This window comes from Rhodanobacter koreensis, from assembly GCF_054782855.1.
Map to the genome: position 1 here is coordinate 779894 of NZ_BAAGRR010000001.1, position 14036 is coordinate 793929.

General features: G+C 64.3%; 14 protein-coding genes. 4 read left to right on the forward strand and 10 right to left on the reverse strand.

The features are described 5' to 3' along the window. Nucleotides 1-71 precede the first annotated feature (71 nt). From ACYVKM_RS03325 to ttcA, 3 genes are all read right to left on the reverse strand, one after another. Complete coding sequence (locus ACYVKM_RS03325; protein WP_460875743.1) at nucleotides 72-989, reverse strand: recombination-associated protein RdgC; 918 nt, start codon at nucleotides 987-989, stop codon at nucleotides 72-74. A 133-nt stretch (nucleotides 990-1122) separates the two neighbouring features. Continuing rightward, nucleotides 1123-2325, reverse strand: a complete 1203-nt coding sequence (locus ACYVKM_RS03330) for an amino acid aminotransferase (protein WP_460875745.1) — start codon at nucleotides 2323-2325, stop codon at nucleotides 1123-1125. A gap of 41 nt (nucleotides 2326-2366) precedes the next feature. After that, on the reverse strand, nucleotides 2367-3233 hold the full coding sequence (gene ttcA, locus ACYVKM_RS03335) for a tRNA 2-thiocytidine(32) synthetase TtcA (protein ID WP_460875746.1): 867 nt from the start codon (nucleotides 3231-3233) through the stop codon (nucleotides 2367-2369). A gap of 127 nt (nucleotides 3234-3360) precedes the next feature. Between ttcA and ACYVKM_RS03340 the strand changes: the two genes are divergently transcribed. Both ACYVKM_RS03340 and ACYVKM_RS03345 read left to right on the forward strand, forming a co-directional pair. Beyond that, complete coding sequence (locus ACYVKM_RS03340; protein ID WP_077440623.1) at nucleotides 3361-3567, forward strand: YdcH family protein; 207 nt, start codon at nucleotides 3361-3363, stop codon at nucleotides 3565-3567. Between the two features lie 33 nt (nucleotides 3568-3600). Further along, nucleotides 3601-4236: a GNAT family N-acetyltransferase gene (locus tag ACYVKM_RS03345; RefSeq protein ID WP_460875749.1), complete on the forward strand. Its 636-nt coding sequence runs from the start codon at nucleotides 3601-3603 to the stop codon at nucleotides 4234-4236. Here the strand turns inward: ACYVKM_RS03345 and pssA are convergent. From pssA to ACYVKM_RS03380, 7 genes are all read right to left on the reverse strand, one after another. After that, entirely contained in the window at nucleotides 4220-5608 is a 1389-nt protein-coding gene (gene pssA, locus ACYVKM_RS03350; protein WP_460875751.1) for a CDP-diacylglycerol--serine O-phosphatidyltransferase, read from the reverse strand. The genes ACYVKM_RS03345 and pssA overlap by 17 nt on opposite strands. 91 nt (nucleotides 5609-5699) lie before the next feature. Beyond that, the gene (locus ACYVKM_RS03355; RefSeq protein ID WP_460875752.1) at nucleotides 5700-6692 is read right to left on the reverse strand and encodes a biotin/lipoyl-binding protein; all 993 of its coding nucleotides are present in this window, start codon (nucleotides 6690-6692) and stop codon (nucleotides 5700-5702) included. An 8-nt stretch (nucleotides 6693-6700) separates the two neighbouring features. Continuing rightward, a complete protein-coding gene (locus tag ACYVKM_RS03360) occupies nucleotides 6701-6901 on the reverse strand; it encodes a DUF1656 domain-containing protein (protein ID WP_460875753.1) in 201 nt (66 codons plus the stop codon). Then, nucleotides 6891-9008, reverse strand: coding sequence for an FUSC family protein (locus ACYVKM_RS03365; RefSeq protein WP_460875755.1), 2118 nt, complete (start codon nucleotides 9006-9008; stop codon nucleotides 6891-6893). Before ACYVKM_RS03365 ends, ACYVKM_RS03360 begins: the two co-directional genes overlap by 11 nt. 3 nt (nucleotides 9009-9011) lie before the next feature. Further along, complete coding sequence (locus ACYVKM_RS03370; protein WP_460875757.1) at nucleotides 9012-9506, reverse strand: MarR family transcriptional regulator; 495 nt, start codon at nucleotides 9504-9506, stop codon at nucleotides 9012-9014. A gap of 147 nt (nucleotides 9507-9653) precedes the next feature. Next, complete coding sequence (locus tag ACYVKM_RS03375) at nucleotides 9654-10061, reverse strand: DUF4156 domain-containing protein (protein ID WP_460875759.1); 408 nt, start codon at nucleotides 10059-10061, stop codon at nucleotides 9654-9656. Nucleotides 10062-10170: 109 nt separating this feature from the next. Next, nucleotides 10171-13017 carry a M16 family metallopeptidase gene (locus ACYVKM_RS03380; protein ID WP_460875760.1) on the reverse strand — a complete coding sequence of 949 codons (2847 nt, stop codon included), beginning with the start codon at nucleotides 13015-13017 and terminating at the stop codon, nucleotides 10171-10173. A 271-nt stretch (nucleotides 13018-13288) separates the two neighbouring features. On the opposite strand from ACYVKM_RS03380, the gene ACYVKM_RS03385 reads away from it, so the two are divergent. Together ACYVKM_RS03385 and trmL are read left to right on the forward strand one after the other, a co-directional pair. Beyond that, nucleotides 13289-13492, forward strand: coding sequence for a hypothetical protein (locus ACYVKM_RS03385; RefSeq protein ID WP_460875762.1), 204 nt, complete (start codon nucleotides 13289-13291; stop codon nucleotides 13490-13492). A gap of 51 nt (nucleotides 13493-13543) precedes the next feature. Continuing rightward, nucleotides 13544-14023, forward strand: a complete 480-nt coding sequence (gene trmL, locus ACYVKM_RS03390; protein WP_460875764.1) for a tRNA (uridine(34)/cytosine(34)/5-carboxymethylaminomethyluridine(34)-2'-O)-methyltransferase TrmL — start codon at nucleotides 13544-13546, stop codon at nucleotides 14021-14023. The last annotated feature ends 13 nt before the right edge of the window (nucleotides 14024-14036 follow it).

The following is a 14036-nucleotide window of genomic DNA, read 5'->3' on the forward strand; positions in this document are numbered from 1 at the left end:
TCCGCACGCACGCAAGCGGGCGGACGCCCAGTATGGCGCGGTGACGGGTCAAACGGGAATGGATTTTTCGTTCAGCTATCGGCAGGACGCGGCAGCCCGAACCACTCCTCCAGCTTGCCCAGCAGCCGCTCCAGCTCCAGCGTCAGCAGGGCGAAACTGGCGTCCATCTCGGCGTGGGCGTCCTGCTGGCTGTCGCCCAGCTCGTCCATCACCACATCGAGGAATTTCAGTTTGCGGATGATCAGGTCCTCGCCCAGCACGAAGCTGAGCCGCTCATCGAACGTGAGACCGAGCAGGAAGACCTGCTTGCCGTTGCGCAGATGTTCCTTGACCTCCTCCGCATCCAGATCCTGCCGGCGGCAACGGGCGATGGCGCCAGTGGCGGTGGCCGGATCGCGCAATTCGCACTCGTCACCCAGGGCGAGCCCAGCCGGCAGGTTGCCGTTGGCCAGCCAGTCGGTCATCAGCACCCGCGGGCCTTCCTCCGGTGCCAGCGGCACCGCCGGGAAACTGCCAAGCGCCTCGCGCACCTGGGTCAGCGCGTTCTCGGCCGACTTGCGGCTGGAGGTATCCAGCACCAGCCAGCCGTTCTTCTTGTCGACATAGGCGGACATGCGCGACTGCCGCACGAAGGCACGCGGCAGCAGCTCGGTCAGCAGGTCCTCCTTGATCCGTTTGCGTTCGCGGCCACCGACCTTGCGGCCTTCTTCCTCGGCGATCTTCTGCACCTTGCGATGCAGTTCGTCGTTGATCACCGCGGCCGGCAGCAGTTTGTCCTCGCCGCCGACAGTGAGCAAAGTGCACTGTTTCACCGCATGGGTCAGCGGCATGTCCTCGCCGCGCCCGGCCGGCGGCACGAAGCCCTTGGTGAACATTTCCAGCGGCCCGCACGGACGCAGGCGGTGTTCGGCCAGCACCTCGTCGAGGCGGTTCAGATCGGTGGCTACAGCGGGGGAAAAACGGAACAGCGTGAGATTGCGAAAGAACATTCAAGATCCGGATGAGTGCTGCCAGGAGGCAGGTGGTTTCGCCGTCATTCCGGCGAAGGCCGGAATCCAGTGCCTTGATAAAGACCAAAGACGCTGGATCCCGGCCTTCGCCGGGATGACGGCCGTGAGGATGTCAGGAGCTAACGGCAGCGACTGCCATAGCCACGGTATCGAGATTGGCACGGTTCAGTGCGGCAACGCAGATGCGGCCGCTGTCGAGTGCATAGATCGCGTACTCGTCGCGCAACCGGCGCACCTGCGCCTTGCTCAGGCCCGAGTAGGAGAACATGCCGGCCTGCCGGTTGATGAAGCTGAAATCCGGCGCGCCGAGCGCGGCCAGCTTGTCGACGAATCCCGCACGCATCGCATGGATGCGTGAACGCATCTCGCCCAGCTCCTGCTCCCAGCGTATGCGCAGCTCGGCACTGCCGAGTACGCCAGCGACCAGGCTGGCGCCGTGCGTAGCCGGACTGGAATAGTTGGCGCGAATGGTCTGCTTGATCTTCGACAGCAGCCGCGCCGCCTCGTCGCGATCGGCACCGACCATCGTCAACGCACCGACGCGCTCGCCATACAACGAGAACGACTTGGAGTACGAATTGGCGACTACGAACGCCTCGATCCCAGACGCCGCGAGCAGGCGCACGGCGGTGGCGTCGGCATCGGTACCCTGATCAAAGCCCTGGTAGGCCATGTCGACGAATGGCAACAACCGGCGCTCCTTGAGCAGTGCAATCACCTGCTGCCATTGCGCCGCATCCAGGTCCACGCCGGTGGGGTTGTGGCAGCACGCATGCAGCAGCACCACGGTACCCGGCTCCAGCTTGCCGAGATCCTCCAGCATGCCGGTGAAGTCCAGGCCATGGCTGGTCGCATCGTAATAGCGGTACTCGAGCAGCTCGAAGCCGGCGGTGCGGAACACCACGTGATGATTGCCCCAGCTCGGGTTGCTGATCGCGATCTTCGCGCCGGTGCCGGCCACCTGCTTCAGCAAGTCAGCTGCCACCCGCAGCGCTCCACTGCCTCCGACGGTCTGCGCAGTGACTGCCCGGCCAGCGGCCAGCAGCGGTGACCCGACACCGAACAGCAGTTGCTGGGTGAGCTGGTTGTACGCCGGCAGGCCGTCGATCGGCAGATAGCCGCGCGGTTTTGCGGCGGCAACCAGCGCCTGTTCCACCTCACGTACCGACGGCAGCAGCGGAATGCGGCCCTGTTCGTCGATGTAGATACCCACGCCCAGATTGATCTTGCCCGGACGGGGATCGGCCAGATAGGTCTCGGTCAGGCCCAGGATCGGATCGCCCGGGGCCATTTCAACGGATGCAAAGAAGGACACGGCGGGTACTCAATGGGTGGGGTGGAGGGGAGACGGAATGTTCAAGCTTGCGTGGCTACGGTCTCATCGACTGCGTCGGCAGGCCATGAGGGTGCTACGCCGGGCTGCGCACCCAGTGTGGCGAAATCGAACAGGGTACGGTCTACCAGCTGCGAAGGTGACACATGACCGAGCGCGCGGAAGACGTTCTCGCTGCGCCCAGGCTGCACCTGCTCCCATTCGGCCAGCATGCGCTGCACCGCCTTGCGCTGCAGGTTGTCCTGCGAGCCGCACAGGTTGCACGGAATGATCGGAAACCTCCGCTGCGCCGCGTACTCGGCGATATCGGCCTCCCTGCAATATGCCAGCGGGCGGATCACTACATGGCGGCCGTCGTCCGAGCGCAGTTTCGGCGGCATCGCCTTCAGTTGTGCCTGATAGAACAGGTTGAGGAAGAACGTGGCGAGGATGTCGTCGCGATGATGGCCGAGCGCGATCTTCGTGATGCCGTTGGCGGCCGCCCAGCTGTACAGCGCGCCGCGGCGCAGCCGCGAGCACAGGCTGCACATGGTCTTGCCGGTCGGGATCACCCGCGTCACCGTGCTGTAGGTGTCCTGCTCGATGATGTGGAACGGGACGCCGCGCGCCGTCAGGTACCCAGGCAATACGTGTTCGGGAAAATCCGGCTGCTTCTGGTCCAGGTTCACCGCGATCAGCTCGAAGCGTACCGGCGCCTTCGCCTGCAGCTGCAGCAGCATATCCAGCAAGGTGTAGGAATCCTTGCCGCCGGACAGGCATACCATCACCTTGTCGCCGTTCTCGATCATGCGGAAATCCGTGATCGCCTGCCCCACCTGGTGGCGCAGGCGCCGGGTCAGCCTGTCGGCCTCGGCAGCTGGCGTGCGGGAGTGATCGGGATGGGCGGACATGACGGTCAATCGGGCGGAGAGAACTCCCATTGTAGCCGGCTGGCCGGCCGACTTCCGGCGACGCCAATCGGCGCTAGACTAGGGTAGTTCTCCCTAGCCGTCGCGACACGCCACACAGGTTCAGGCCATGCAGGTTCAGGATCACGCCGAAATCGTCCATCTGCTCGCCGAGCTGAAGATGGAGCACCGCGATCTCGATGCGGCGATCGAGCAGTTGGCCAGCGCGATCGGCCGTGACGAATTGCAGCTGACCCGGCTGAAGAAACGCAAGCTGCTGCTGAAGGACCATATCGCCCGGCTCGAAAGCAAGCTGATTCCCGACCTCGACGCCTGAGCACCGCCCGCCCATCCCGCCACCAGAATCCCGATGAGCCGACTCATTCCCATCCGCCTGCATGACGAACATGTCGTGCTGGAACCGCTTGGTCTCGATCACGTACCCGCACTGGAGGCCGCTGCCGCCGATGGTGCATTGTGGAATCTGTGGTTCACCAGCGTTCCGGCGCCGGGCCACGCACGCAGCTATGTCGAGAAAGCGCTGCAGGGACAGGCCAGCGGCCTGATGCTGCCATTCGCCGTGCGCGAGAAATCCAGCGACACCATCGTCGGCACGACCCGCTATTACGACTTCGTACCGGAACTGCCGCGCGTCGCCATCGGCTACACCTGGTATGCGAAGCGCTGGCAGAAAAGCCATGTCAACACGGCATGCAAGCGCCTGCTGCTGCAACACGCGTTCGAATCGCTGGACTGCGTGGCAGTGGAAATCCATACCGACAGCCGCAACCTCGACTCGCAACGCGCCATCGAGCGCCTCGGTGCGCGCCGCGAAGGCGTGCTGCGCGCCCACAAGCGCCGGCCTGACGGCTCATTGCGTGACACGGTCTGCTTCAGCGTCATCGCCGGCGAATGGCCGGACGTGAGCCGCTGGCTCGACATGCGGCTGAGTCGACTCGTCTCGCCGATACCGGCACCGCACTCTCCCGTCAAAGCAGCCGATTGACCAGGCGGTCGAGGCGGGTGCGGTTCAATCGCTTCAACTGCTTGCGCACCTCCGCCGGGTAATGCCGCGGACTTTCCAGCGCGAGATGATCCGATAGCCGGGTGGCATGCCGCTTCAACGCGGCCCATTCGGCCTGATGTTTCGCGTGCAGCAGGCGCGCGGGGTCGCGCAGCAACAGGCCGTTTTCCAGGTCCAGCGCCCAGGCACGCGGGTTGAGGTTGTTGCCGGTCAGCACGGCCATGTCGTCATCGACGAACAGGCCTTTCAGGTGATAGCTGTTGTCGCCGTCATGCCACAGGTGCAGGTTGAGCTGGCCACTGGCGATCTGCCGTCGATGCGTTCGCGCGTAGCGCCGCAGGTTGTTCTCGTACAGGTACGGCAGCAGGCCGATCGTCTTGAACGGCTGCCCCGGCGGAATGTAGAAATCGTTGGCGGTCTTGTCGCCGACCATGATGTCGATCGTGCAGCCGCGCCGCAACAACTGGCCGAGCACGACGCGCACCGGCCTGGGCAAGTTGAAATACGGCGTCAGCAGGATCACGCGCTCGCGCGTACTGCGCAGCAAGGCCAGCAAGGTGTCATTGAGTTCGTTGTCGTTACGGCCGAAACCAAGCAGCGGTGTCACCGCCACCTCGGTCGATCCCGTTGCGTCGCGCACCACGTCATAACGGGCCTGCTGCAGGGCCTGGCGGAATTCGCGGATCGGCGCCTGCAGCGTCCGCGTGGCAGGAACATCCGGCACATTCAGCCGGCGCACCGCGTCGCTCTCGACGAAGCAATGCTGCACGAAACCGGCCATCGCATCGGCCAGCCCGGGATGGCGCAACAGGTGATAACGATCGAGCCGATAACGCCCGTGCCGCTGCAGATATACATCATTGATGCTCGCGCCGCTGTACAGCACGGCATCGTCGATCACGAAGCCTTTCAGGTGCAGCACGCCGAAGAGTTCGCGGTTCTGCACCGGCACGCCGTAGATGTCGACGCCGGGGCCGAGCCGCGTGGCGTACTCGCGGTACATCCCCGCGTTGCCTTCGCTCTTCTGCTTGCCGATCAGTCCGCGCTGCGCACGATGCCAGTCCACGAAGACGGAAACCTGCAGCGCCGGATGACGCGCCTTCGCAGCGTACAGCGCGTCCAGCACCTCGCGGCCACCTTCATCATCCTGCAGGTACAGCGTCACGACCACGATGCGGCGCGTGGCCCGTGCGATGAGTTGCAACAGGGTCTGCCGGAACGCCGCCGGCTCGGGCAGCACCTCGATCGCGGTGGCCGACACCGCAAACGCCGGCAACGCTTCCAGCCATGCCTGTGCCTTGGGCTTGCGCAGCGGTGAAAGGAGGCGCTGCGCCAGGCGGCGGGGGGTGGTCATCAGCTTGTTCATGGGTGGCATGGCATCCGCAACGACACCCATCATCGCAAACCGTCGCGCATGCGCCTACCCGTAGTCGTCCGGCGGCCAGCTAATGCGGCTTTACCTCGATCGTCGCGGTCATGCCGGCGGCGAGTACCAGGTCGGGCGGCAGATGATCGTCGTCGATCGCGATGCGCACCGGCACGCGTTGCGCCAGCCGCACCCAGTTGAAGGTGGGATTAACATTGGAGAGCAGGTCGCTCCCGGTGGGGTTGTCGCGGTCGCCGATACCGCGGGCGATGCCGGTGATGGTCCCCTTGAGATGCACGCCGCCGCTCATCAGGCGGATGTCGACCGGATCGCCGATGCGCAGCTGGGGCAGCTTGGTTTCCTCGAAATAGCCATAGATGTAGTAGCTGTGGCTGTCGATCAGCGCCAGCCGCGGGCTACCGACCGCAGCGTAATCGCCCGTACGGACATCGAGATTGGTGACATAACCGTCCACCGGTGCGCGCACCTCGGTGCGGGCGAGGTTGAGCCTGGCGGTGTCCAACGCAACCTGCGCCTGCTGCACGGCGGCCAGCGCCTGTTCGCGTGCCGCGTTGGCCTGGTTGCCGCCGGCCTGTGCCTGCTGCCAGCTGGCACGGGCGGCTTCGGCGGCGGCAGCGGCGTCGGTACGTGTTTCCTTGGCAATCACGTCACTGAGCTGCTGGCGCCGCGCAGCCTGCTGCTGGCGCATCTCGAACTCGGTCTTGCGCGCGGCGGCGGCGGCCTGCGCGGCATTGATATTGGCCCCGGCGGCACGTGCACTGGCCTCGGCAGCGGCGAGGTTCGCCGCTGCCTGCGCCACGGCGTACTTGTAACGGTCAGGGTCGATCACAAACAGCACGTCGCCCTTGTGCACGGCCTGGTTGTCGATCACCGACACCCTGGTCACCAGCCCGGATACATCCGGCGCGATGCGCACCACTTCCGCGCGCACACGGCCGTCGCGTGTCCATGGCGCATACAGGTAGTGCTTCCACAGTGCATGGCCGAGCAGCAGCGCGATGACGACGACAGCGGCGGTGATCAGGAAGCGCAACAGCGATTGGGTTTTCATGGAATGACTCAGCGGATCAGCAACAGTCCGGCAACGCCGAACAGACAGACGAACAGGGCAAGACGGAACAATGACGGATGCCAGACATGGCGGTACAGACCGAAACGGCCGACCACCATGTCGAGCAGCACCATCAGCAGCAGGCAGCCGATGAACACCGGCAGCAGGCCGGGCATCAGCACGCCGTAGATCGCGACTTCATGCGGCATCGGCAGGCTCCGGCGAAGGTGACGGGATGTAAGCGGCGAGTGGCGACTCGTCATCGCGCAACGCACTGCGCAGCTGATACAGATGCTGGCGAACCACCTGCGCGGTGACCGCGACGGCGATCGCCTCGCGCACCGCATCATCGGCTTCACGCCAGCGCGCTGCATCAGGCTGGCGATACAGCCGGGCGACAGCCTGCAACGCCTTGTTCGCGGCGACGCGCACCATCGAAGTGATGTCGTGATCGTCAGCCAGATCCTGGCGCAGCTCCAGCACGGCGCGACCACTTTCCTGCACCGCCAGTCCCCACGCCAGCAGGCTGCGCGACTCCGCGCTGCCCGGCCGCGTGTACATCACCACCTGCTGAAACAGGTCGCGGCTGACGCTTTCGAAGCGCCATGCCAGACCTTCCAGCGGCGCGGTCGCGGCCAGCGCCACCTGTTCGCGCAGCCGGCGCACCTGGCGCGTACGCTGCCAGCCGGTACCGGTCACCTTCGGTACGAACACGAAGGCGAGACCCGACAGCGCGAGGCCGGCAACCTGCGCGATCGCGTCGTTGAAGAAGTGCTCGGGGTCGTACACCATCGGATTCTTCAGCGCGAGGATATAGACGAAGCCGAGCGTGTAGCCGGCACCGACGCCAGGCAAGGTATCGCGCGTGCTCAGGTACGGGCCGATCAGCAGGAATGCGGCGCTGGCAGCGATCAACGTGATGAATCCGTCGCTGCCCGGCAGCAGCCCGAATACCACCACGAACGCGGCGAGCATGCCGGCCGCATAGCCATACAGTGTGTGCGTGGCGGCGCTGACCGGGTTCGGCGAGGCCGCCAGCAGTCCGCTGAAGATCGTCGCCAGCAGCATCGCGCTGGCACCGAATGCCCAGCCACTGGCCAGCCAGAACGCACTGAGTGCCGCCATGGTGAGGAAGGTGCGCAGCACGGCGATCGCCGCGCCCGGAATGTCGTTGCCACGCTGGAAGTGCACCCGCTCCACGCTGCCGCGCGTCTGCGTGCCTCGCAGCGAGCCCTCCAGCGCGGCGAAATCGCGCAGCTCGACCGCGAAGCGCTGCGTCAGCGCGGCACCGGTGTCGAATTCCAGCTGCGCCGCTGGTTCGGTCAACGGCGTGCGCAGGGTCGCGGCCAGTGCCGGCAACTGCGCCATGCACTCGGTCAGGCGTACCGCCAGTACTACCGTTTCGTGCTGTAGTGCCGGTTCGGGCGAGAGCGCACTGCCGATCGGCCGATACAGCATGATCAGGGCATCCGCGACGGCATGGCTGCCGCTGCGTTGCAGTCGGTTGATCAGGTGGTGCAACGACTGGAAGCTGGTCGCGGCCGACATGTAGCGCTGGTTGAGCAGTCGCATGCGGGTGCTTCGCGCGTGCACCTCCGGATCTTCGAAGATCACCGACGCGCGCATGTCTTCCAGCCGTACCGCGCTGCGCACGAACGCCAGATGTGCCTGTTCCATCTGTGCACGCGGGATGCTGCCGCCGGTGCTGCCGCGCACGAAGTCGATGAACTGCGCGAACTGCGTGCGCGCGCTCTGGCGCAACAGCAGGCGAAGTCGCTCGGGAAACACCAGGTCGCTGACCACGGCAGCCACCAGGATGCCGAGCAATACTTCGCTGACGCGCATCACCGCCGAGTCGAACACATTGAGCGGATTGTTGATCACCGGCAGGGTGACGATCGCAGCCGTGTAGCCAGCCAGCACGAAGCCGTAGGACATGAAGTTGCGGTACAGCGTCGCGCCGCCCGCACACAGCGCCACCCACAGCGACAGGCTCAGCAGGAACAGCTCGCGCTGCTGCGGAAACAGCGACATCAGCGCCAGGCCGAACAGGCTGCCGGCGAGCGTACCGATCGCGCGGTAGAAACTCTTTGCCAGCACCATGCCGCTATGCGGATGCATCACGATCGAGACCGTGATCATGGTGGTCGAGGGCTGTTCCAGCTGCAGCCACATCGCCAGCCACGCCGCGATGTAGATCGCCAGCAGGGACTTGCCGACAAAGATCCATGCCCCCCGCTCGCCGGCCAGGAAATCCGCCAGCCATGGCCAGCGCGCCGATGCCGGCACGGATTCGCTGGCAGGAACGGTCGACATCGCTCAGGCCTGCTCGAGCTGGTCCAGGAACTTCTTCAACAGCTTTTCCAGTTGCACCAGCTCGCGCGGTTGCAGACCGGCAGTCTGGCGCTCCAGCAAGTTGCAGATGTCCGGCAGAAAGCCCTCGATCATCGCGATGCCTGCCTTGCTCAGGGTGAGTGCAATCTTGCGACGATCCTCGTCGCTGGCGGTACGTTCGATCAGCCCCTTGTCACACAACTCATTCGTCAGTCGCGTGATGTTGGCGGACTTCTCACCTGCCGCCTCCGCCAGCTGCGATGGGTTCAGCGTATACCCGTCGGTGCCGTACAGCATCATCAGCAGGTTGTATTCCGGGTGATTGATTCCCCACGGCTTCAGCAGCGCGTTGGCGTCATCATGCACGCGCTTGTGGATGTGCTTGATCAGTCGCACCAGCACCGCGGGTTCGCGCGGGAACGCCGGGTGCTGTCGGCAAGTGATCGCCAGGCGCTGCTCGGTGGAAAGAAAACTGCTCATGGGAATGCCCGGTTGTTGTTATTTAATACATAAATGTAATATCTACATGTGTATATTATGCCGATCCACGGACAGGTACAAGTTCGTCCTCGGCAGACACGAAAAAGGCGCCTCGGGGGCGCCTTTCGATTTCGCATGCTGTTCAGTTCAGCCGCTATGTATCGGGAAAGTCTGTGTGTTGCCGGGAGCAGAACCGGAGTTGGCCGGCGCGTTTGGCGGACGGCCCGGATTGATCGTGTGCGCACCGCACTGATAGGCACCCCACGGTTGCGAGCCGTCGCTCGGCTCGGCCAGCGGCTTGATGGTATCGGCATGCATCTTGGCGGCCTCGTTGCGCGCCATCACTTCGAGTTCGTCGCGCACGGTGATGGTGTTGCGGTCGACCGGACCGACATGGTCCATCACTGAGACAGTGACCTTGCCCAGATCGCGGCAAGCGGATACGTCACCGCTCCATGCCGTGCGGACATTCCTGGCGGCATCGTCCAGGGTGATGCCCCAGCTGCAGGCACCAAGCAACAACGTGGGGACGAGCAACAACAGGGTCTTGCGCATGGGTAACTCCGCAGCAGGGGACTTGGATATGACAGAGACCGGGTCTTGCCGACCCAGCCTCCATCCTAACGCGAGGATGTGCCGGCGTGCTGTACGCCGGCTTACTTCCTCATTTCACCAGCTTGCCGTCGGCATCGATCACCTGGACGTCGCCAAGGTTCAGTGCACGCACCGGCGCCTCGATCTTCTTGAGGTCGCCGATGATCACCCAGGTCATCGCTTCGGGCTTGACGATCTCCTTGATGGCGGCTTCAGCAGCAGCCGGAGTGACCTCCTCCAGATGCGACTTCATGGTCTGCACATAATCGTCCGGACGGTCGTACTGCACGATGCCGCCGATCGCACCGAGCACGGCGCTGGTGGTTTCGTAGCTGCCCGGCAGCGCACGCACGCGCTGGTCCTTGATCTTGGCGATCTCGGCGGCGGTCAGCGGCTTGTCGCCGATCACCGCACGCGCTTCCTTCAACACCTCGGCCGCCGACTCGGCGGTCTTGTCGGTCTGCACCGGCGCGAAGAACAGGAATGGCCGCTGGCCCTGCGCATCCATCAGCATGCTGTTTGCGCCATACGCCCAGCGCTTGTCCTCGCGCAGGTTCATGTTCAGACGCGAAGTGAACGTGCCACCGAACGCACCGTTGGCCGCCTGGATCGCCAGGTTGTTGTCGGCGCGGGTGGAAGGCGCCAGCAGGCCGGCAAGGATCAGCGATTGCGGTGCGTCGGCACGGTTGATCAGGAACACCCGCGGCTGGGCCTGGGCCGCCACCTTGGCGATGTTCTTCTCAGGCACCGCCGTGGCGGGAGCCTTCCAGTCGCCGAACACGGCATCGAGCTGCGGGATGATCTGCGCCAGCGTGGTATCACCGGCGACCAGGATCTTCACGTTGTCCGGGCGCAGCCAGTCGTGCTGGAACGCGACCAGATCCGCATCGGTCAACACCTTGATCTCGTTCTCGGTACCCGAGCCGGTGAACGGGATGCCATAGGCGTGATGCTCGCCATACAACAACGGCGGCAACGTGCGCAGAGCCAGTCCGGTGGGCTGGGTTTTCTCCTGCGCAATACCGGCCAGCCACTGGCCGCGCACACGGTCGATGTCTGCCGCCTTGAATGCCGGGTTGCGCACGATGTCGGCAAAAAGGCTCAGCGAAGGCTGCAACTGATCGTTCAATGCATTGAGCGAGGCGACGCAGCTATCCAGGCTGCAACCCACGTTGGCGATCGCACCCAGCCGCTGCTTGCGCTTGGCCACTTCCACCGAATCGAGATCCGTCGTGCTCTCGTTCATCAGGCGGGAGGTGAAGCTGGCGGTGCCGAGCTTGCGGCCCTGATCGGCGGCGTAGCCGGCATCGAACAGCAACTGCACCTGGGTCACCGGAATGGTGTGGCGCTCGGCCAGGATCACCTCGATGCCGTTCTTCAACTTGCCGCGTTCGAGCTTGGGAAAGCTCAACTCGGGGAACTGGCTGACCTGCGGCACGCCGGCGCTGCGATCGAGATCGCTCTTGCCCACGCTGTAGGCATGCTTCGCCGGCAGCTTCGGCTGCGGACGACCGCTGGCCGCGCCCAAGGCAACGACCTTGGCGGCTTCGGCGGCCGGATCGAAACCCTTGTCGGCAGGCAGCACGGTAAGCAGGTAATCGCCCTTGCTCAGCCACTTGTCGGACGCTGCCTTGACGCTGGCGATGCTGGCTGCTTCGGAACGCACGAGATCCTTCTTGTAGGCCCCCGGATCGCCACGGTAGACCTGCCCCTCGGCCAGGATCACTGCCTTGCCACCAAAGCCACCGACCTTCTCCAGACCGCGCACGAAGCCGGCGCGATTGGCCACTTTGGCGCGATCCAGTTCATCCCGGGTCGGACCGTTGGCGAGGAACTGCTTCAGCTCCTCATTGATCACCGCCTCGACCTTGGCCGGGTCGACACCCTGCTTCACGTCGACCTGGATCTGGAACTGGCTGGCCAGTGCAAATTCGCTGATACCGGCGGAAACGTCATCGACCAGCTTGTCCTGATAGACCAGGCGCTGGTACAGCCGCGAGGTCTTGCCACCGCCCAGTGCTGAGGCGGCGAGATCGAGCTGGATCGCATCGTCGGTACCCAGCTGCGGCACCACCCAGGTACGGATGATGCGCGGCTGCGACACATGATCGTGCTGCACGCCACGAGTGGATTTGGCGAGCGGCGTGATCCACGCCTGCTGACGCGCCACCGCGGGACCAGCCGGAATGTCGCCGAAATACTTCGCGGCCTTTTCCTTCGCTTCTGCCAAGGTGATGTCGCCGGCCAGGATCAGGGTGGTGTTGGCCGCACCGTAATTGCTGTGGAACCACGACTTCACGTCGTCCAGCGAGGCAGCGTTGAGATCGGCCATCGAGCCGATCGTGTCGTGCTGGTATGGGTGGTTGGCCGGATAGGTGTTGGCCAGGATGTTCTCGTCGACGCGGCCATACGGGCGGTTTTCGCCCTGGCGCTTTTCGTTCTGCACCACGCCACGCTGGGTGTCGAGTTCCTTCTGACCGATCGCGCCGAGTAGATGGCCCATGCGGTCCGACTCCATCCACAGCGCCATGTCCAGCGCCGTGGTCGGCACGGTCTCGAAATAGTTGGTGCGGTCGAACCAGGTGGTGCCGTTCATGTCGGTGGCGCCGGCCTTCTCGAACGGCTCGAAATAGGTGCCCTTGTGGTTCTCCGAGCCGGAGAACATCAGGTGCTCGAACAGATGCGCAAACCCGGTCTTGCCCTTCGGCTCGTCGGCGGAACCGATGTGGTACCAGATGCTCACCGCCACCACCGGCGCCTTGTGGTCTTCATGCACCACCACGGTCAGGCCATTGGGCAGGGTGAAACGGGTGTAGGCGATATCCGGAATCTGGTTGGATGCCGTGGCCGCTGGAGCTGCCAGCGCCGGCAGCACAGCGGCCGTAAGGGTAAGCAGTCCCGCCAATAGCAGGACCATGGGTTTCCTCGTCACGATGAACCTCCTGTTTCACGGATGTGACCCTTGAGGCTAGCGGCGCGAAGGATCAACCGCAATAACTTGCGGCAAGGCTCTGCCCGTTGATTGTCCGGCTGTCCGGGCATGCCTGTCCGGCTGTCCGCGGACAGTGAAGTCATCCCGACAGACGAGAATATATTATTTATTATCAATTACTTATGATAACTTCGGACTTGGCACGGTGATTGCTCTCCATGACTACAGGGACCTACCCCTTCATCGGAGAATGACCATGAAATTCGAAACCTTGATGTTGCGCACGCTGTTCGTTGCCTGCATGGCCGTCTGCTCGCTGATCATGGGCGCCATGCTGACCACTACCCCGTCCGCCGTGCAGCTGGCAGCCAGCCGCAGTGTCAGTTCCGTCCTGCTGTCGGCACCGAGCAGCTGTGCGCTGCCGCCGGACGGCGTGGTCTGCCCGCGTCTGAATGGCTGAATTCGCTGCGCGAATCACCGCCAGGCGCTGCGGGCACGCGATAATGACCGGATGTTGCATGTCATCCTGTTCCATCCCGAGATCCCGCCGAACACCGGCAACGTGATTCGCCTGTGCGCGAACACCGGCGCCGCGCTGCACCTGATCCGACCGCTCGGTTTCGAGCTTGATGATGCGCGGTTGCGCCGCGCCGGACTGGACTACCACGAGTACGCCCGCGTCACGGTGCATGATGACCTGGCCGGCTGTCTCGATGTGATCGGCACGCCTCGTGTGTTCGCCTTCACCACCCGCGGTCGGGTCGCCCACATCGATGCGCAATTTGCCGACGGTGATGCCTTGCTGTTCGGTTGCGAAACCGCCGGCTTGCCGAAGGAGATGCTGGAGACGATCCCCGCCGAACAACGCCTGCGTCTGCCGATGCGTGCGGACAGCCGCAGCCTGAACCTGTCGAACACGGTCGCCGTGGCAGTGTACGAAGCCTGGCGCCAGCTCGGCTTTGTCGGTGCCGCAGACGTCCAGCAGGGCTAGTACGCGGCCGCCG